The following is a 20,188-nucleotide window of genomic DNA, read 5'->3' on the forward strand; positions in this document are numbered from 1 at the left end:
AAAATATCAGAGCTTAATTAGAGTTTTTAAATAAATAATTGATGCTATTTGCAGAATCTAAAATTAGAGAGTTTATTATTAGAAACTTCATTTTGTTAGCCATAGAAGTCAGGTAAATGCTATTACAAAGATAATTATGATGTTGTAATGTTTGCAAAACAAAGCATGGTTTTAAAATTGCCATAGTCTAAAAGCAAGTAGGAAACATAACTTTACTACAAGATTTTGATGTTAGATTATAGAATTACTAAAGAGTAGTTTGGTAAAATTAGAATGCTAGTTAAAGGCAAAAGGAATTAAATAGTGTTTTGTTCAATGACTATAAAAAATAGAGATAAATGGTTGGATTCTAAAGATTGCACGATTAGAGAACTTATAGCTTATTAAGCAAAGGATTCAAAAACATGTTGCTGCACATTCTATGAGTGTAACGCCCTAAGAAAGTGTGAAAATTAGATATTATTTATTCTCAAATAGTTTATAATTTATAGTTTTAACAAAATTATTGTATAATTTGGTGTCTGCAGTAATTGTGGAGTTGTTACTGCAAGAGATTGGTTGGCAAATCTCTAAGGGCTAAATAAAACAGATACAATGAAATAACACTAGGAGTACACGTGGGAATTTTGACGCTATATTCTACCTGATTAAATACTTAATGATATACAGTGAATTTATCAAAGCGCTATAATAAATGCTTAACCTTAAAATTACTTCTAAGCCGCGCTACTTAAGTGTTATCTTATTGTTTAGCTATTTAGCCCACAGTCTTAGCTATTTTTCTTTTGCCAATGGTTTTAAGATTCAAGAACAAAGCCTTAACGCTACCGCCCTTAGCTCCGCCTATGTAGCGGGAGCTAGAGGTGCAGATGCGAGCTATTACAATCCCGCTAATATGGGTTTCCAGAATGATTGGGGTGAGAATAAACATGAATTTGAATTTGCTTTCAGCGCGATTAATATCCCCGGTTTTAATTTTTCTGTACCCACGACCAATCAGGGGTTGAGTTCGACAACTTACATGAAATATGGAGGCATTGTTGGTAACCTAGAACCCGCTTTACAAGCATTAGGATTAAATTTAATTCCGGGCAAGATAGAGTTACCACCGCACACAGAGGCTGATACCGCTATGGTAACAGGTTCGACAGGCGATACGAATTTTATGCTACCTAAGTTTTTTTATAAGTCTAAAACTTATAGTGGCTTTACCTTTGGGGCAAGTTTTATTGCACCTAGTGGTTTAGCTATGAAATGGAATGGCTTGGGCGGGGAGTTTTTGCAAGATGTGTTTATTTTCCTCGTAGAGTTCGCTCCCTCTATCAGCTACACTTATGCAGAGAGGATAAGCATTGGTATCGCCCCTCGGATTCTCTATGGCATGGGGAAATTTAATAATATCGTGTATGTTCCCTTAGGCACAGCAGACAAACAAGAAATCACCAATAATAATATGCAAAATGGTATGCCATCTCCCGATCCTGCTCTTTCTCCAAATTGCACCCCCGCCTTTGACCCAAAGATATTGCAAAGCTTGCCAGAAGAGGGGTTAATCCCCCCCGATATGAAAGCAATGCTTGACATGATTATTGAGAATCCAATTCTTTACCCAATTCTAAGCTTGCCTCCAAATTCTACCCCACTGCAGGCTATTCAAGCAATGGTAACGAGCATTCAAACTTGTCTAATGGGGACAGCTCAAGTCATTCAGCAAAGCGACGGGAGTGATTTGGGCATTGGGTATCGTATCGGTGCTTCCTTGCGCGTGGGTAAGGGGGGGACATTTTCCCTTCTTTATAATAGCCCTGTGGCAATGAAATTTGAAGGAAAGGTCAGTGCGGATACAGTGATTGGGGGCGCTATAGGTAATGTAAGAATGGACGCTCCACTCTTTTTGTATGTAACTATGCCAGAGATTCTCACTGTGGCTTATAGTCATGAATTTGACATTGACAAGATTCGTAAAATCCGTTTTGAGGCAACCTATGAGAGAACTTTCTGGAGTCAAGGACGTAAATTTGACACGGAATTTGGTTGGGACCAAGCAGTATTTACTGCAAGCCCGGGCAGTGTCACCGAAAGCTTCTCTCAAGAGCAACTTAAGAGCATGGTGGGTTTAGCGGATTTTAGTGCGGTCGCTATGGGTAATGGCTGGGTAGATACTGATACCTTTCGCTTAGGTTTCACTTACATGGGACCCAAATTGCGACTGATGCTTTCTGGTGCGTATGACAAAGCCCCTGTGCCGCAAAATGCGATTGGCATACCTGATAGTGATGGCTATATGGTAGGAATTGGTGCAAAATATAATTTTAGAGGTTTTAATTTGGGTATTGCACTCTCCCAAACCTTTAAAAACAGTTCTCGAAGTGTCTATGCAAGCGGGGGTACAGGGCAGCTTCGTATAGCAACTTTTTCGCTGGAATACAGGTGGTAGATTCACTCATGCTCTAAGAATATTGCGCTAACTTAATTTTTCATTGAGAGTTTGTATATTTTATTGTCAGTGCTCGATTGTGTAAGCATTAACTATAACAAGTAAGGTAAAAAGAGTAAAATCTTGCGAAATCTGCTTATTATTTTAGACATTAACTATTTATTTCTTAGTGCTTCCTCAATCTTCTTATCTGTCTTATAATTATTAAGCGCATAAATTGCCCATATTGATGCAGGTATCCAACCAAGAAGAGTTATTTGCAGAATCAAGCAAAATATACCTTGAAAGGGTTTGCCAATAGTAAAAAAGACAGCCCAAGGGATAAATAAAGCTAATAATAAACGCATGGGATTCCTTAATCTAAATAAACATCATTCTACACAGTAATTGTTAATATATTAACAATTACGTCATAATTTGGCTTTCTAATTTTTTAGATTATTGCCTTATTGTGTTTCAAAATATCAAGTTACCCTATCGCTTTAGGTTAAGAGCTAATAAGTTTTCTTTTATGCACTTATATCTATATCATTTTGAGCTTCATTTGTTGTCTGGGCAATCCATTGATAAGAATGTGCAATATCTTTGATTCTTAATTTCAGCTAAGGACTATCTCTTGCTCTTGCATAATTTAATCTAAGAATCTTCATGAGAGTTTTAACAGCAACAAAAATTCTTGAGTCAATGATAGAATCTCATCCGAAATTAATAAAAATACAGATAATTTCATTGTTGCATTGAGTAAAATGAAATCCACTTTTGTGGTAGCCACACATCTCTTAAGGATTCCAAGAGATGTGTGGCTACGCTCAGAATCAATAATTTCTCATTTTATAAGTGTAGCAAATGAAATAGTATTAAATTTTCTCAACAATCAGCCCCTTTTGCTCCAAGTAATGAATTGCCTCTTTTACCCTATATTCTTCCCCGCTAAATGATACAAATAAATGACCAATTTTTGTTGTTGATAAAGCCTCGATATTGCCTGCTAAAATATTTATGTTGATATGAAACTTTTTTATCACCTCCGAAATTAACGGGTCATGGATATATCTCCCTACAAATAGAATCTTATACACCTCTTTATTATTTTGTTTCAAAATCTCTTCTGAAGACAAGGCTGGTAAAAACGATAAGAGCTCTTGAGTAACTGCATGTTTAGGGATAGCAAAAACTTGTTCTACATTACCACGTTCAACAATTTCACCATTGCTCATGACACACATTTTATTGCAAATTTCACGTACAACTTCCATTTGATGTGTGATGAGGACAATGGTCAAACCTAATTTTTGTTGAATATCAGCAATTAGCCCGAGAATTGACTTAGTAGTTTTTGTATCTAACGCGCTTGTTGCCTCATCGCATAAGAGGATTTGTGGGTAATTTGCTAATGCCCTAGCGATGGCAACCCTTTGCTTTTGACCGCCGCTCAATTGTTCAGGATAGAAATTTGCCTTATCGCTTAAGCCTACTAAATCTAAAAGTTCCTCAACTCTTGCCGCGATATCTCTCTTCTTCCACTTCGCAATCTCTAGTCCAAAGGCTACATTTCCAAATACATTACGCGAAGCAAGTAAATTAAAATGCTGAAAAATCATACCAATTTTTTGTCGCATTTTTTGCAGGGCATGTTCTTTAAGATTCACCATATCTATTCCATCAACAAAAATATCTCCTGTGCTAGGAGATTCTAAACGATTAATAAGCCGTATAAGCGTGGATTTACCTGCACCAGAATAGCCTATAATTCCCATAATATCGCCTTTTTGCACAGATAGATTCAGTGATTTTATAGCCTCAAATCCGTTAGGATAAATCTTTGTAATATTGCGGAGTTGTATCATAATTTACCTTCTAAAATATTGTACTTCGTAGTCCTATTCCTAGTCTATGGGAGATTCTATTATATTCATAGAGATTATCACCATAACCATAGAAATACTGTCCATAAATCGAAACAAAACGATTAATCGCCAAGGCATAACCTATGCGAATCGAACCATGATATTTGCTATAATTAGAGATAATAGGCGAGAAATGGATTTCAGCAAAGTGCCTTTTATGTTTATAGTAGAATCTAAGATTTGCATATCCCATAAATTCATTTAAATCTGGATTATCGCGCCTAGTATCTATATAGGGCCAAGCAGTTAGATGTATGCCAAAGCCATGAGATTCCCAAATTATTTCTAACATGATTCTATTACCAGCACTCCTTGAGCGGCATTGTTCTGGAGTAGGGATATTAATATTCGTCCTTAAACACTCCTCTCCGCCAATACCATTACTATAATGCAATACTCCTAAACGTAATTCCTTGAGTTTCCCACCTAATACATTCCAATTAGCTGGGTAAGAATAGAATAAGCTAGGTTTATAATCTGTATCACGAACGGGGTTAGAATAAGCAAAATTAAATTGTTGAAACCACATGGTTTGAGTATAACCAAAAAACAAAGTCCCCTTACTCCAAAATGCCCCCCTCCAAATAGGCACTTTCGCGCTTAACTGAAATTTTAACTCACTACGTATATTATTACCATAGACTCCTTGTGGAGGAAAGCTGTAGGAATATAGAAAATACATTCCTTCATGTTCTAAAATCTGCATGTAGTATTCATAAGATTTTTCCGCCTTTTCTACTCTTGCCTTGTAAGTTGTTTTATCAAAAAAATGTTTTTTTGTCTTATCCCAAAAGCTAGATTGTGTTTCAGAATCTTGTGTTGTCTTGACAAGATTCTTGTTGATTATAGAATCTTGGGAATCCTGCAGAGGTTGATTAGAATCATATAAGACAGATTCTCTATTAGACTCTTGAGATTCTAGCGAAAATGCTATATCAATGCAGAGCATTGAGGTTATGAGAAAGAACACAATGGGTCTGATACAGAACATAGTGAGTTGCACAACTACTCCCCTCCAAATAATAATAGCAAACATTGAAAATATTTAAGACATGAGGAACTAAGATTTAAATCAAGATGTAATATTAACACAAATTTCATGAAATTATGGTTTTGAAATAACGAGCTTCATATCCTATTCATCTAGCAGATAGCGCGGTGCGATTTTCTAGTAATTTAATGTTTTATAAGGTTAAATCTTAGAAAATCTAAAAAACAACGAATGTTAGCTTTTATTTAACTTTTATTAATTTTCTCATTAATAAGTTTTTATTTTAAGCTATAACTAATAATTCAAATACTACAATAGCAACACATAATGAAATCTTGAGAATTAAGGAGAAAACATGCAAGAAGGCATTAAGCAGTATGACTACTCACTTGCAAAATTATTTTTGCTTGTTTCAGTAGCCACAGGTTTTGTGGGCATGTTGATTGGTGTGGTGTTATCATTCCAATTAGCAGATCCAGACTTAAATTATATTGCAGGAGAGTATTCTATCTTTGGTAGATTGAGACCTTTGCATACCAATGTTATTATTTATGGTTTTACTCTTAGTGGTATATGGGCTAGCTGGTATTATTTTGGGCAAAGGACACTTAAGATTACTTATCATGATCATCCGTTTCTTAAGCTTGTGGGTCTATTGCATTTTGTTGTATATCTGATAGTTTTGGTTTTAGCTCTTTATACTCTTTTTAGTGGTATTACACAATCTAAAGAATATGCAGAACTACCTTGGATAGTTGATATTTTTGTAGTTCTTACTTGGGTATTATGGGGAACAAGCTTATTTGGCTCCATGGCAGTGCGCAAAGAGAAAGTGATTTATATTTCACTGTGGTATTTCATTGCTACATTCACTGCTATATCAGTGCTGTATATCTTTAACAATCTCGCAGTACCAACAAGGTTGGTTACAGGACTAGGAAGCATTTGGCATAGCATCTCTATGTATGCAGGAACAAATGATGCGCTGATTCAATGGTGGTGGGGACACAATGCAGTTGCATTTGTTTTTACCTCTGGTATTATTGGGTTAATTTATTATTTCCTGCCAAAAGAATCTGGACAACCTGTTTTCTCTTATAAACTCACCTTATTTTCTTTTTGGAGCTTAATGTTTGTCTATATCTGGGCTGGAGGACACCATCTTATTTACTCCACCGTTCCTGATTGGGTGCAAAGTTTGGGTTCTGTATTCTCTGTTGTACTTATTCTGCCATCTTGGGGAACAGCAATTAACATGCTTCTTACCATGAGAGGACAATGGCATCAATTAAAAGAATCTCCACTTATTAAATTCCTAGTGCTTGCATCTACTTGGTATATGCTAACCACATTAGAAGGACCCATTCAGTCTATCAAGTCTGTTAATGCGTTGGCACATTTCACAGATTGGATTATCGGGCATGTGCATGATGCTGCATTGGGTTGGGTTTCATTTACTATTATTGCTGCAGTGTATCACATGACCCCTAGATTATTTGGCAGAGAAATTTATTCTAAGAAACTTATTGATACACAATTTTGGATTATGACAATAGGCATTGTATTCTATTTCTCTAGTATGTGGACTGCAGGTATTGTTCAAGGCATGATGTGGAGAGATATTACAGAACTAGGGCAGTTAAAATATTCTTTCGTAGATACAGTAATAAGACTTAAGCCTTTCTTTGTATTAAGAGGCATTGGCGGATTGTTATATCTTATTGGTTTTGCCATCTTTATCTACAATATTGTTATGTCAATCGTGTCAGCTAAAGAGCTTCAACGAGAACCACAATATGCTACGCCTATGGCATCTTAAGGAGGATTTGAATGTTTGCTTGGTTAGAGAAAAATCCATTTTTTTTTACAATTGCTTTTGTCATTGTTTTCTCTATTGCGGGGTTGGTGCAGATTATTCCAGATTTTAGAAAATCTTCGCAGCCATTAGAAGGTTTGCGCCCCTTAACTGTGCTTGAGACAGCAGGTAGAGATGTTTATATGAAAGAAGGTTGCTACAACTGTCATTCGCAGCTTATTCGTGAGTTTAAAAGCGAGGTTATGCGTTACGGTATGTATAGCTTAAGCGGTGAATATGCTTATGATAGACCTTTTCTTTGGGGTTCTAAAAGAACAGGACCAGACCTCCATAGAATAGGCGACAATAGAAGTAGCGATTGGCATGCAAATCACATGTATGAGCCTACTTCAGTTGTACAGGGTTCTATTATGCCCGCATATAAGCATCTCTATACAAAAGAAGTTGATTTTGAGACTGCCTATGCGGAAGCTTTAACACAGAAAAAGGTTTTTAATGTTCCTTATGATGTTGAAGGGCTAAAAACAAGCGTAAAACTTGGCAGTCTTGAAGAAGCAAAAGAACAATTCATTAAAGACGCTGCAGAAGTTGTAGAGGATATGAAAAATGAGCCTACGACAAAAATCTTTGATGATGGGAAAGGGAAAATTACTGAAATTGTCGCCTTGATTGCCTATATGAATAGTTTAGGTTCGAGTCGTATTGTTAAGTAACTAATGTGATCGAAAGAGCTTTGAATCTTAAGGAAATATCGTGAGCCTTGAAATTTATGGATTTGATCTTATAAGTGTTAATGCCGCTTATTTGTTTTCTATCATTTTTCTTACTATTTGGCTATATTCCTATATTGTTTATTTATATCGTGCTCAAGCAAAAGGTAAGATAGACTATGAAAAATATGGAAAGTTAGCACTTGATGATTCTTTAGATGATGAGCCTGTTGAATCTATTAAAGATAACACAAATAAAGGAGATAAGAATGGGTTGGTTAAATGACCATATTAATTTAATAAGCTTTATTGCTGCAATAATTATTTTGGTATTGACAGTTACTATTTGTTGGTTCTATATTAAAAAGATGCAAACAGAGACTAATGACGGAGAACTTACAGAGCATGAATGGGATGGTATTCGTGAATTTCATAATGATGTCCCTGTCGGTTATCTGCTTGCCTTGTTTGGAGTATTGGTTTGGGCTATTTGGTATATTCTTTTTGGGTATCCCCTCAATTCATACTCTCAAATTGGAGAATACAATGAGGAAGCACAGGCACACAGTCAGAAATTCGATACCGTCTATGCGAATTTAGATTCTGACAAACTTAAGCTGATGGGAGAACAGATATTCCTTGTGCAATGTTCGCAATGTCATGGAATTACCGCAGAGGGCATTGATGGCAAAGCACAAAACCTTACTCATTGGGGTAAGGTCGATGGGATTATGGATACCATTCGGCATGGAAGCGCGGGCTTAAAAAATCATGAGGGTGAAGAATACGGTGCAATGCCAGAAGGATTGCTTACTGAAGAAAAAGATATACAGGCAGTAGCACATTATGTTATGAGCGAAATCGTAGGTGATGTTGGTGGCAAATATGATGAAGAATTAGTCAAACATGGTAAGGCACTTTATCATAGTGAAGAGATTGGCACTTGCTTCACCTGTCATGGGCAAAATGGAGAGGGCGTGGAAGGCGTGGGTCCATCACTTCAAAACTATGGTAAGACAGAATTTTTAGCAAATGTTTTGAAATACGGCAAAAAAGGAAATATTGGTTTTATGCCTTCTTTTGAGTATTTAGGGCTTAGTAATAAAGAAGTGGAGGCACTTCAGAGCTTTATTGCTTCCAGACATACAATTCAATAATAAGGAGTAGTTATGCAGGCGATTATTAACATCTTAAATAGTTTGGTAGGTTTTGTTTTAGCAGTATTAATTGTGGTGGCTGCTGCAGCAATAGTGGGTTATAATGCCATTCGTGTCCAGAAATCTACTGCAACAACTTTTTACACTATTGATTCTCAAAGTCTCAAGAAAAAAGACTTTAACAATCATCAAGCATTTCAAACAATCAAAGAATAGAGGAGATTAGCATGAAACTTACAGCATTTGAAAAATTAGTGGCTTGGACTATCGTAGGTCTAGCAATTCTTACTATCGTTTTGACTCTTTCACCTTATCAGTATCTGCATGCCGTATAAAGTTTAAGAATCTTATACTTGGTATGACAAGCAATTATGTTGCGATTATGTGGTTATTTCTGTATTGTGTTTGCCTTGTATTGCACCAAGGCAACATCAACAGAGATTCTAAAACTTTTAAAGCCTGAAAATAGATTCTATACAGAGAATAAGAACTATGCCATTTACGGTTATGTTTTTGATTCTTTAAGTCTTATTTCCAACTCTACAATCAATCATAATTCTCAAATACCTGCAACACAAGCACATAGACAAGACTTTGTTCCAATCAGCAATTCGGATTTGTATGCGACTGCTATGCTATTAGCTTCGTATCAAACACAATCTACACAGAATATTTCTCCCTCTCAAGAAGACATGTCTCACCATGATTATCTTATAGGAGATACAGATGTGCTTTCTCATTTTGCAAAAGAATCAGTAGCACAAGTATCGGGTGAAATCTACAAAAAAACGGGATTTAAGCTAATTATTCATGTTCTCAAGGAAGTGCCAATATTAGATTCAAATATTAAGGCGAAAATTAATAACATGCAAGATTCTTTGAGTGAGAGCGAGAAATTTAAAGTGCGTCGTGATTATGAAGAAAAATTTTTATCAAAAATACATGACAATTATGCGGTCATATTTCTCTTTTACAATGATCATCATATCACTTTAAAAAGCAATGTAGATTTTCTTAATACTGCCTCTTTGCTCGATGAGTATGCTTATCCCTATTTACCTGTGGCGGATATTTACTCAGATAAATATAAAAATGGAGTAAATGAAGGATTATCCAATGTTTATTTGGCAACAGCTCATGCGATAGCTGCGCATTATAATGTAATCCTCAATGCACCTAAGCCTATGGAGAAACCAAGCGAGGCAACAAGGTTTGTTATCTATATCATGCTATTTTCTCTGATTGGTCTTTTTGTGCTTGTCTATTTTGGCTTTTTTAAAACAAAAAAGGATAACCATGCAGAATAAACGTACTTTTTGGCCTTTTGGAATCTTATTCATCATCTTTTTGGGTATTGTTCTTATTACTATCTCTATACGTATCTCCTCTATTCAAAGTATTGCGCCAGATTCTACTTTTAATGAAAAAAAACTTTTTGTAGATGCGAATATTAATGAGCTTATGAATATTCAGAATCGCTTTGAGAGTTTTTATACAGTCTATCTTGGCATTAATCGCAGCCCAAACGCAGAAAATCTCTATAAAATACAGAGTCCCTATTATTCAAAACCCCCAGCCCCTAAGGCAGAACCACAAGAACATATTAAGCTAAATCCTAACAACAATATTTTCTTTTTGCATTTCGTCAAGTTACATGATAGAAAACCTGCCCCCCCTCATTCTTATGAGTCAGATTCAAAGCAGGACAACAAACAAACCCCCATGATAGAATCTGTGAAAGTCGAGTTTGTGCGATTAGACACAGAATCCAAAGAGGTGAAATCTTTGGAGATTCCATTGTATAAAGATAATTCCCATTCGTTGCAACAAGAATTTAAAACAGAGTCTTTTTCTTTGCCTTCAAAAGGATTCTATCAAGCGAGATTTGAGGTTTCCGCCCGTTTTAGTGGAGACAGTGAATCTAAGAAAATATTTTTTTATCAGTGGGTATTTAATACATAGTCATGGCGCGCAAGAGAAAAGCCTGCATATCACAGAGCGTTTTGTGGTTTAAAGTTTAGCATTTAAAAATTGAGAGACAATTCACAAGCTAATCTCATAACTAATCAATACTTTATGCCACTAAAGATATTTTACTAGTGATAATGCAATGACTATATATGCAATGAATTTAACAATAAATTTACCTATTTACTTAAAACATGAGCAATGGCATGAATATTTTTAAATATAAATTGCCCTTTGCGAATACGTTTTGCTTGCTAAGACATGATAATTATATAAAGAATGGATTGATATACTTGGAATAGGCAGAAATAATTTTTTCAATCCCTTACCTAAACTATACACAAAATTATTGGCATATTAAGATTGTGAAGATTTGGCATAAGCCATGCCTATAAGATAACGCAAGAGGTATTCTATTATCGAGACATTCTATTATCATAGAAACACCTTTCTCTTTCATTCCAAAAGCGAAATGAATCCTAAAATATTATCATCTCCACTTTTTCAGTTTGTTGCTCTTAATCTAATGCTCCTTAATCATCACTTTTCTTGCTCAAAAACTCGCGCTATAATTTTGTAATAATCTCTCATAATCTCACGACAAAGCTCTTTTTATTTAGGTATTTTCTCTTTTGGCATGATACAGCGCGTTATCACCGTAACTCACACCATACACATTCAAATCTTTAACGCTTAAATTACGCCATTTTAATCTAAATCTTGATAAAAAACCATCTAGTTCTACATCATTTTCTATAACAATCTGGATATCCTACACAGAAATTCCTAGAATCTCTTTAAACATTAAGCTAGCAAATCAAATATTAAAGATTGATTTTTTAGATTTGTTGTTTGTTTTAAGATAAGATAGCATAAATCTTTGATTAAGGTAAGTCATGAAATGGATTAAATACATTAGTCTATCTATCGTTGTCCTAGCTTTGTTTGCTGGTGGCATTGCTTTTGATATTTTTGTTATCAAAAAATTCTCCAAGCAAGCAACAATCAGCCCTAATTCTCCATCTGTTGCAACTATTATTACGCAAGATTTAAGCGCAATGAGCAAAAATACGCCACAAAATTTTCATGCGTATCCAATTATCAAAGAGAGCATTGCATTGAGAAATGCAGAATCTCTCGGCAACGAGGACAGATTGATGATTACCCAATCCTTTAATGAAACTATAAAAATTATTAATGCTTCGAAAGTATGCACAGGTGGAAGCTATAATTTACAGCCAATAGAATATTTTGCGGGCAATACACTAAAGAGGGGGTATAGTGCTTCATTAAATATGGAATGCACATTTCAAGCCTCACAAAAAGATAATTATCAGCAAGTCCTTAACGAGATTATGAATATTGCAAATAAAAATCCTCTTTTAGAATTTGGTGTACCGAATATTACCCCGTTTATCTCTCAAGATGAACAAAGACAAAGCGAGCAAAACCTTAGAGGAGATCTTATTATCCAAGCAAAAGAATTAGCTGCCTATTATACAAAAGCACTTGCTTTAAAGTGTCATCTATCTAAAATGACATTCCATAGCATTCCTACTCCACGACCTTATGCGTTTAATGCCAAGAGTGCAAATTATTCTTCTGTGTCAAGCGAGGTAAATAATATCATATTGCCTACTCCTAAAGAAGAGGAAATAGAGCTTGGGGCTAAGGTTACTTTAGAGTGTCAATAGCAACTCTTACTTGTTTTTGTGGTTGAGAATTAGCAATATGGATTGCATAAGATTCTATTATCTATCCTGCATATTTGTATCCCTTAGTTTTTCATAAATATGCTCCTTTGAAAACTTGAAAGTATGGATTGGGCAATTGAAGCGAAGACATGTCGTCCCTAAGCCGACTATGCTTGTGATTAATCATAAAAAATCTACCTGATACAAACCGCCAATCAACAAGGATTTTGTGAATGAGATTTTTAGAGAAAATTGACTTGGCAGCACTAATCAGTTTATTAGATTAATCTCGTCTCTATTTGCCCATGCTATTACTTTATTTACTACGAAACTCTGCACAAAAAATGCCTGAGGTGGCATTAAGCATGCGGTTGTATAAGCGTGAGAATAGGGAGTAGAGTGTAATTCTCATCGCCTTTGATTATCTGCATATTGGGTTAAGGAAGAGCTGGCAATAAGGGATTCTAGAGTATGGAGTGTTTCGGATATGATATGATGACATTCTCTGGAATCTAGTTCCTCTTTTGGCTTGTTAATAATCACATAGCGTCTATCGTATGTAGCCCATTTTCTTGTGTCTTTGTGTGAGTAAAGTCCAATACTTGGAATTCTAAGATTTGAGGCAAGATGAATAGCCCCGGTGCTGGGTGAAATAAGCAAGCTTACACGAGAGAGAATCTCGGCTAGATTGAGAACATCATAATTATTTTGAAACAATGTGATTCTATTGAGTAAAATATTTTTTGATTGTTTAATGCTTCCGTTTGTTATGGTGCTTTTTGTATCAAAATGTTTAATGTCTTGTATAAATTCTTCATGCACAGTAGGATAGGTAACAACCAACACCTTGCAGGAGGGAATCTGTGAAACTCTGTCTATAAGCTCTAACCACGCTAGGCTTGGTAAACTGTATTGAGCCGCAATGCAAAAGGGATTTATCGCAATCAGATAAAAAGGGGAGCATGCAGCATGAAAGGCTTTTTGTAAAAATGCGCTAATAGATGTCTGATGTTCTTCAGAGGTTTGTATCTTATAATTGATAGAAGAATATGGTAGTGTATCAGTCAAACATTCTTTAGAATCTGCTTGCTGCAAGTGCGGATTATTGATGAGATTCTCTAGTTTTGTTTTCTCTGCATCATACACTGTGGGATTAATTTTTCTAACAAGCACGCACAATATTTCTGCCACATTCATTTTGCGATATTGTGGCAAAAGAAAAATAGGCACAGTTTTGCAATAAGAAGAAAACAATGAGGGGATTTTTGTCCCTGTAATGATAGTTGTTTGACATATCCTTAAATCACTAATATAGCTACTTTTAGGATTGGTAAGGATAAGATAATCGCAATGATATTTCTTAATCGTTAATGCGGATTCTTTGTCTAAAACATGAATATCTATGATTTTATCAACAAAGGAACAACACTGCAATAATCTCATCATAAGTGCGTTACCAAAAACAATCAGCCTACAACGATAGAATCTCTTACATTCGTATAAAGCCCTAAAGGCAAGGATATTGTCACCTAACCCATAATGATGGATAAAACCTACAGTCATCTATATTCCCGAGCATATAGCTTATTATTTCTTAAACAGAATCTAGGTTAATGTGCCAAAGGCATAGCATAAGAATTTATAAGTTTTCAAGTTTTTGGTTGTAATTTTCTAGCAATACTACTGCATGAATCCCTATCAATTTGAAGCTAACTTGGAAACAGGCTTAGTCTTGCATTACCTGATTCTAACACAAGGATTTAAAGTTGAAGCACAATAAATCACATTTCTTTGTCGCTTTGTAGCAATCTCTGGATTGTTGCTACAAACAAATATAAAGAAAATTGATGTCTATTTTACAAGAAAGTTACGCATATTTCATTTACTGATTCACATTCATGCTATGTTGTCTTCTATCGCGTTAAAATATATTAAAATTTGCAGGGTTAAAGTTTGTAGTTTTTTCTTGAGACTAAAAGGTATCCTCCTTGTTAATGAGAAAGCCACACTTAATGTTAAATACAATAAAAACACACAAATGGATAACAAGCACTATTAAAATGTCAATTATTTGCATTTTACTCAACAAATTGATAATAGTAGGGCATCGCATTGATAAAGGGTATAATCCTTTCTTGCACGTTATAGTCTCTAAGATGAAACTTACTTAATACAAGCCATAAAGCTTTGTCAGGATTTTTTACGATACCTGTAGTGATATTTGTTAAAAAAGAATAAAGGTCTCACTGGACGTGGGATAAAAGAGTTGAATCTTTCGCGCCATTCATATATATGGGCATAATCTTTTCTTGCATACTCATAGTCTCTAAGATGAAACCCCACACATTTCTTAGCTTGATTTGCAGAGTGTGCAATTGTGTTATTTTTCAAGCTTTCTTTATCTTTAGCAAAGATAGAATCAAAAAACCCTAAAATCTTATTTTCATAATAGGCAATAATGTCATAATCTTGCAAAAAAACCTTTTCTTGCAAGATATTTGCAAAAAGCTTCGGACTATTATCCACTTCAATAATATATTCTATTGCTTCTTGAAGTGAGCTAAAATTATGGACATTGATATATGCCTTAGGATTGATAATATATTCGCCTTGTCCATTTGATTTTGGCTTATCGCTAAAATAAGGAGAATGCGGTGAGATTGAGCTATCGCCCCAATAGATTGGAACAGTCTTTGCCCCAAAGGCGGTAAAAAGCTTTTCGGTAATATATCCCGGGCTAGAAATATTTTCAAAACAAAGATGAAACTTATATTGTGAAATAAATTCACGTTTCAATCGAGGAAAATCACGAAAAGGAACTTTACAGTGTGAATAAATGCTATCAATTCCTCCCCCTATGTTATTTTTCCATCTTCCTCCAGAATCCACCTTCTTATATTTGCATAATTCTTCAAAAAAATAATCGCGCATACCCTCACCATAGGGGTTACTGACTAAAAAACTGCAAAATTTTTGTTTAGATTCTATCTCTTGCGTACTTATCTCATGTTTTTTCATGCTCAAATGTAAATCTTCATGATAATAGTCAAAAACAAAATGGGGCATTCTCGTGTATCTATCCAAGAAATCGATATAATCAGAGCAAAGGGCGTAATCAGCAATATTAAAATCAGGAGCAATATTTTCTTGCGTGTGAAAAATGCGCACACAATCATATTGCAGATGCTCATTGCCAAGAATGCTATACAAGATATAGTCTGGATTATCACTATATTCTACATGATATTTTTTGCGCAAAATCTTGACAAAATAGTTGCTATCAAAGTTCTCAAGGGTTGGTTCTTCCCACCAATCAACAATTTTTAGTTTAATATGCTGCATTATTTTCCTTATATTGCTAGCTCTCTTTGGATTCTTTAAGGCTAAAGAATGTCGAGCCACTACCGCTAAAAAAAATCTTTCTCTGATTTTTTATCAATGCTGCATACACAGATTCTAATGGATAAATCGCGCTAGCTGGTTGGTATAAGTCATTCAGCTCATCAATAGTATAATGGGTAAGAAGAGTTTTAGAATCTAAATTAAAATCAATCAGAGGACTTATTTCTTCCTTGTTTGAATCTTGCACTTTCTTATAGGAATAAGACTTCGTGTGAAACTGCGATTGAGATTCTAACGTCGCATCCGTGTCAAGATAAGCTTGCGTGTCTGTGATTTTGTGCTGCAAGTTTGCCTGCTTCTCATAAAGAGCGTCAAACGCAGCATAAACCCTGCCTGTATGACACGAAAGAGTACTTACATACAGAGTAAAATATAGCATTTTCTCAAAAAAAGGTACAATAATTTCTCCCGTACCAAAGACATTTGCACTAAAGAAGAGGGGAGCGGAATGTATGGAATCTTGCAAAGTAGAGAGATTGTCCGAATCTGTCTTGGGGCAATAAGTAGTTATTTTGACATTGCTAAAAGGGTCTTTATGTGTAGGTGTGCTTTTGCATTGAATCTGATAGGATAGCGTATTCAAAGACTCTTTGCTATTTGATTCTAGAATGGATTGTGTTGTAGCAAATTCTTGCTTATTCAATTCTTCACACCCACAATCATGTAGAAAAAAGCGGTGTATATTCTGCCCTCCTTGCAAATACATCACAACGAAAAAAGGAACATCGCTGCCTAATTCTTGAGCATAGCGCAAAAGTTTTTTAACACTAAGATTCAGCCCAAACAGAGTGTTGAATACAATAAGACTGATTGCCGCATTAACGCTTCCTCCCCCAAGCCCGCTACCAGTAGGAATATTCTTTATAACTTTGATATAAAGCACCTTATTTTGCCAATCTCTATTGACTGCAGAATTTTCTTCTAAAAGAATCTTATAGGCTTTGTAGATAAGATTAGATTCTATTTCGCAATCAAAATTACCCTGTAAAATGAATTCTATATGCGGATTTAATGGATTTTTTTCACGAAATAGGGGCATTATTTCTCGATGAGATTGAGTTTTCCAACCCGCTTGAGAATCATTGAGATTCTGTTTTGTGTCATTACTTTGTAAGGGTTTATGAAACCATTTAAATTGCATAATATCATGGAGATTGCCCAATACAAGACAAAAGCGCGATGCAATCTTATGAAGGTTATTGAAATGTTTGTGTGTAGAATCTATTGTTTGGGAATCTTTAGGGTAAATTTTTAAGGCTATATTAATCTTAGGATAAGCTTTAATAAGAATATCTTGTGGCATTGTGAATACCTAGGGACTATTTGTGTAAGTTATTATTTTTCTTCGCTTGTTCTTTTTTAAAAGCATCTTTGGCGTTAATTTCCTTATTTCTTTTATTTTTTAGTTGTACCCCCAATGCGCTGAGAATATCCTTACTGACATTGCCTGTTGCCTTAGTATTCTCGCTCTTGATGGCTTCTGTTAATTCTGCACGTAAGATAAGCGTTTTGGGTGGAGCTTCAAAGCCTAGCTTAACATTGCCTTTATCAATGCTTATGACTTTGAGGATAATGTCATTTCCTATGACAACACTTTCTTCTTGTTTTCTCGACAAAATTAACATTTATCAATCCTATTCACAATATATTTAATTTCTCTGTCTTGAGTCATCTCAATGATTCCATAATGTCCGCCAAAATCGGCTAAATACCTTATATTAGTATTATAATCATTTACCCCTGTGCTGGCTAGAATATTCTTGTAACAAATATTATTTAAGCGAAACCTTTTGCCATCTTGCGCCTGTTTTCTATAATTAATAAGCTTTATTGTATCATATTTTAAGGCATTTTGAATATCTATTAAAATAAGTTTTGCTTTTTGTTGAACTTGATGATAAGAAAATTGCAGCTCTATTATACTTTGGAATTTAGGCAATGCGCTGTATTGAGAATTAAGTATTTCACGATAAGCTAAATCACCCTCGCTTAATCTCTCCAAATAACAAAGACTAGCCTTAATTCCTAAAGACTGTCCGATAATCTCTGCAACAGAACGTACAAATCCTCCCTCACTTAAAGTTATTTCAAAACTCACAAAAGGATGATGGTAAGCCAAAAGTCTGCATTCCTTAATGTCCATAATGCTCTTTTGCATACAAAAGTTTTTATTTTCTCTAGCAAGTTTATAGGCGCGTATGCCATGAATATGTTTCGCGCTGAATCTAGGAGGACTATAATGTATTCTACCCTTTAGATTCTGCAACAGCGATTCTATCTGTTTAGAATCTATTTTTTTAATAAGCTCTATGCTCATAATATTTTCTGTATCTAAACTGACACTCTCACAACCCAAGAATACGGTTGCCCGATAAGTTTTATAGTCTTTTTTAATATGAGAAAAAAGCCTTGTATAGCTATTAACACCTAGGATTAATTGCCCCCTTGCAAAAGGATCTAATGTACCAGAAAAACCAATCTTGTTAATCACGAGACCCTGTTCTTGTAATGATTTTTTTATCAGACTGATGAAATTAAAGCTTGAAATATTCGGAATCTTATAGACTAATGCGAGAAAACTATTAGGAATTTTTTGGTTTATAAAATCATTCATAGGCAAACCTTAAAATGAGAAGTAATAGCCATTTTACTAAATTAGTTATAATGTTTCATTTAATCGCAAGGGGGGTTTCTTATGCGTAATCATATTAAGCAACGTGGCAACGAATTATTTTTGCAAGACAATAGCCTAATTACTTCAAAGACAGACTTAAGGGGATTTATTACTTATGCTAATTTGGATTTCTTGCAATTTAGCGGCTATAACGAGGAAGAACTCATAGGAACAAACCACAACATTATAAGACATCCGCTTATGCCGCGTGTCATCTTTAAAATCCTTTGGGATACAATACAAAGCGGACAAGAAATTAACGCTTTTGTGATTAATAAGAATAAACAGGGCTTGGATTATTGGGTGTATGCCAATGTAACCCCATCATTTGATTCTCACGGGAATATTATAGGATACTACTCTGTGCGACGTAAACCACATTCTAATGCGATTTCTTTTATACGTGATACTTATACGACACTGACCGAAATTGAATTACAAGCTAGTAAGGCAGGTAAAAAGCCTATGGAAGAGAGTTTGGCTGCTTTTTTAAAGGCTCTAGAATCGTTTAAGATGTCTCATCAATTTTTTTTTACAACTTTGCAAAAAAATGGCAAATTATAATCATATCCTATAAAATATTTCTCATCTACTCTAGCAACACAATTTACAAATCGCATGCGTTACCCTATCGTTTTCATTGAGAATAGACCTAAAACACACTGCTTAATTGGACATAAAAGGCAGCACCGGGTGCGCGGTAATAGCTATAATAAGTTTGATTAAAAATGTTCGTAAAATTGGCACTCACTTCATAATGCTTAAAAAATCGCATACCCACGCGAATGTCTCCTAGCACATACCCATCAGTTGCTCCATACACACCGCTAATTGTATCGCTATTATCCGCTCTTGCATAAGGCTTGCTCATATATTCCACACCGAAACTACCAAAGAATCTGTTGTCATCATAATAAATTTGCCCATAGGCTAAATGCTCGGGAATTCCTACTAGTTTTTTACCTTCAATGCTTCTATCTATAGGATTACTCAACATTTTTGAATGTGTATAAGTATAAGTGATGAGGATACCCAAAGAAAAGGGTAAGCCCTGTTTATAAGAAAATTCTAACCCATTGATAAGTGATTTGCCTCCATTTAATATTTTGCCTGCAGCCCTGTCTGTGTAAATGGTATCGCTCATAAGAGTATGAAAATAATATAACTTTAAAAGCCCCTTACTATTCCCAAAAGAAACCTTTTGTTCATATCCTACATCAAAGCTTGTTGCTACTTCTGGGCGCAAATCTGGATTCCCAATAATCGTTACACCATCTGTGTATCTGTGCTCAACAAACATTTGATTAAGAGTGGGAGCGCGAAAAGCTTGTCCGCCTGAAATCTTAAACATACTTGTTGAGGTGAATTGCCAATTCAGTGTGCATTTGGGTGAAATTTGCGATTTAGAATTTTGCTTAGATTCTGTATTTGT

Annotated in this window: 18 protein-coding genes and 1 pseudogene; 10 read left to right on the forward strand and 9 right to left on the reverse strand. The window is 35.0% G+C overall.

Annotated elements, in window-relative coordinates; all coding sequences use genetic code 11:
- Nucleotides 1-694: 694 nt before the first annotated feature.
- Entirely contained in the window at nucleotides 695-2,437 is a 1,743-nt protein-coding gene (locus tag CQA44_RS08820) for an OmpP1/FadL family transporter (protein WP_115546899.1), read from the forward strand.
- A gap of 155 nt (nucleotides 2,438-2,592) precedes the next feature.
- Here the strand turns inward: CQA44_RS08820 and CQA44_RS08825 are convergent, their stop codons facing one another.
- The 3 genes from CQA44_RS08825 to CQA44_RS08835 all read right to left on the reverse strand — a co-directional run bounded on the left by CQA44_RS08825 (nucleotide 2,593) and on the right by CQA44_RS08835 (nucleotide 5,347).
- A complete protein-coding gene (locus CQA44_RS08825; RefSeq protein WP_115546900.1) occupies nucleotides 2,593-2,784 on the reverse strand; it encodes a YqaE/Pmp3 family membrane protein in 192 nt (63 codons plus the stop codon).
- Between the two features lie 510 nt (nucleotides 2,785-3,294).
- Entirely contained in the window at nucleotides 3,295-4,287 is a 993-nt protein-coding gene (locus tag CQA44_RS08830; protein WP_181881846.1) for a methionine ABC transporter ATP-binding protein, read from the reverse strand.
- A gap of 7 nt (nucleotides 4,288-4,294) precedes the next feature.
- Complete coding sequence (locus tag CQA44_RS08835; protein WP_258864967.1) at nucleotides 4,295-5,347, reverse strand: phospholipase A; 1,053 nt, start codon at nucleotides 5,345-5,347, stop codon at nucleotides 4,295-4,297.
- A 343-nt stretch (nucleotides 5,348-5,690) separates the two neighbouring features.
- Here CQA44_RS08835 and ccoN point away from each other — a divergent pair, with 343 nt between their 5' ends.
- The 8 genes from ccoN to CQA44_RS08875 all read left to right on the forward strand — a co-directional run bounded on the left by ccoN (nucleotide 5,691) and on the right by CQA44_RS08875 (nucleotide 12,680).
- On the forward strand, nucleotides 5,691-7,154 hold the full coding sequence (gene ccoN / locus CQA44_RS08840; RefSeq protein ID WP_115546902.1) for a cytochrome-c oxidase, cbb3-type subunit I: 1,464 nt from the start codon (nucleotides 5,691-5,693) through the stop codon (nucleotides 7,152-7,154).
- An 11-nt stretch (nucleotides 7,155-7,165) separates the two neighbouring features.
- Nucleotides 7,166-7,864 carry a cytochrome-c oxidase, cbb3-type subunit II gene (ccoO, locus tag CQA44_RS08845; protein WP_115546903.1) on the forward strand — a complete coding sequence of 233 codons (699 nt, stop codon included), beginning with the start codon at nucleotides 7,166-7,168 and terminating at the stop codon, nucleotides 7,862-7,864.
- 40 nt (nucleotides 7,865-7,904) lie between these two features.
- Nucleotides 7,905-8,147 carry a cytochrome c oxidase, cbb3-type, CcoQ subunit gene (locus CQA44_RS08850; RefSeq protein ID WP_115546904.1) on the forward strand — a complete coding sequence of 81 codons (243 nt, stop codon included), beginning with the start codon at nucleotides 7,905-7,907 and terminating at the stop codon, nucleotides 8,145-8,147.
- Nucleotides 8,131-9,018: a c-type cytochrome gene (locus CQA44_RS08855; protein WP_115546905.1), complete on the forward strand. Its 888-nt coding sequence runs from the start codon at nucleotides 8,131-8,133 to the stop codon at nucleotides 9,016-9,018. Before CQA44_RS08850 ends, CQA44_RS08855 begins: the two co-directional genes overlap by 17 nt.
- Before the next feature lie 12 nt (nucleotides 9,019-9,030).
- On the forward strand, nucleotides 9,031-9,234 hold the full coding sequence (locus CQA44_RS08860; RefSeq protein ID WP_115546906.1) for a DUF4006 family protein: 204 nt from the start codon (nucleotides 9,031-9,033) through the stop codon (nucleotides 9,232-9,234).
- Between the two features lie 155 nt (nucleotides 9,235-9,389).
- Nucleotides 9,390-10,325, forward strand: coding sequence for a hypothetical protein (locus tag CQA44_RS08865; RefSeq protein ID WP_147289772.1), 936 nt, complete (start codon nucleotides 9,390-9,392; stop codon nucleotides 10,323-10,325).
- Nucleotides 10,315-10,980, forward strand: a complete 666-nt coding sequence (locus tag CQA44_RS08870; protein WP_115546908.1) for a hypothetical protein — start codon at nucleotides 10,315-10,317, stop codon at nucleotides 10,978-10,980. Before CQA44_RS08865 ends, CQA44_RS08870 begins: the two co-directional genes overlap by 11 nt.
- Nucleotides 10,981-11,882: 902 nt before the next feature.
- Nucleotides 11,883-12,680, forward strand: coding sequence for a hypothetical protein (locus CQA44_RS08875; RefSeq protein ID WP_115546909.1), 798 nt, complete (start codon nucleotides 11,883-11,885; stop codon nucleotides 12,678-12,680).
- A 408-nt stretch (nucleotides 12,681-13,088) separates the two neighbouring features.
- On the opposite strand, the gene CQA44_RS08880 is transcribed toward CQA44_RS08875, so the two are convergent.
- From CQA44_RS08880 to CQA44_RS08900, 5 genes and pseudogenes are all read right to left on the reverse strand, one after another.
- Nucleotides 13,089-14,243, reverse strand: a complete 1,155-nt coding sequence (locus tag CQA44_RS08880; protein ID WP_115546910.1) for a glycosyltransferase family 9 protein — start codon at nucleotides 14,241-14,243, stop codon at nucleotides 13,089-13,091.
- Between the two features lie 627 nt (nucleotides 14,244-14,870).
- Nucleotides 14,871-16,022, reverse strand: coding sequence for a glycosyltransferase family 10 domain-containing protein (locus tag CQA44_RS08885; RefSeq protein ID WP_115546911.1), 1,152 nt, complete (start codon nucleotides 16,020-16,022; stop codon nucleotides 14,871-14,873).
- 16 nt (nucleotides 16,023-16,038) lie between these two features.
- Nucleotides 16,039-17,385 carry a hypothetical protein gene (locus tag CQA44_RS08890; RefSeq protein WP_115546912.1) on the reverse strand — a complete coding sequence of 449 codons (1,347 nt, stop codon included), beginning with the start codon at nucleotides 17,383-17,385 and terminating at the stop codon, nucleotides 16,039-16,041.
- A 97-nt stretch (nucleotides 17,386-17,482) separates the two neighbouring features.
- Nucleotides 17,483-17,707, reverse strand: a pseudogene (locus tag CQA44_RS08895) (carbon storage regulator); the annotation flags it as partial.
- The gene (locus tag CQA44_RS08900) at nucleotides 17,701-18,696 is read right to left on the reverse strand and encodes a tRNA pseudouridine(55) synthase TruB (protein WP_258864969.1); all 996 of its coding nucleotides are present in this window, start codon (nucleotides 18,694-18,696) and stop codon (nucleotides 17,701-17,703) included. The gene CQA44_RS08900 and the pseudogene CQA44_RS08895, both read right to left, overlap by 7 nt.
- A gap of 81 nt (nucleotides 18,697-18,777) precedes the next feature.
- On the opposite strand from CQA44_RS08900, the gene CQA44_RS08905 reads away from it, so the two are divergent.
- A complete protein-coding gene (locus tag CQA44_RS08905) occupies nucleotides 18,778-19,320 on the forward strand; it encodes a PAS domain-containing protein (protein ID WP_115546914.1) in 543 nt (180 codons plus the stop codon).
- 88 nt (nucleotides 19,321-19,408) lie between these two features.
- Here CQA44_RS08905 and CQA44_RS08910 read toward each other — a convergent pair.
- The coding region (locus CQA44_RS08910) for a TonB-dependent receptor domain-containing protein (RefSeq protein WP_115546915.1) at nucleotides 19,409-20,188 on the reverse strand (780 nt) is incomplete at its 5' end.

The sequence above is a fragment of the Helicobacter sp. MIT 14-3879 genome (genome assembly GCF_003364125.1).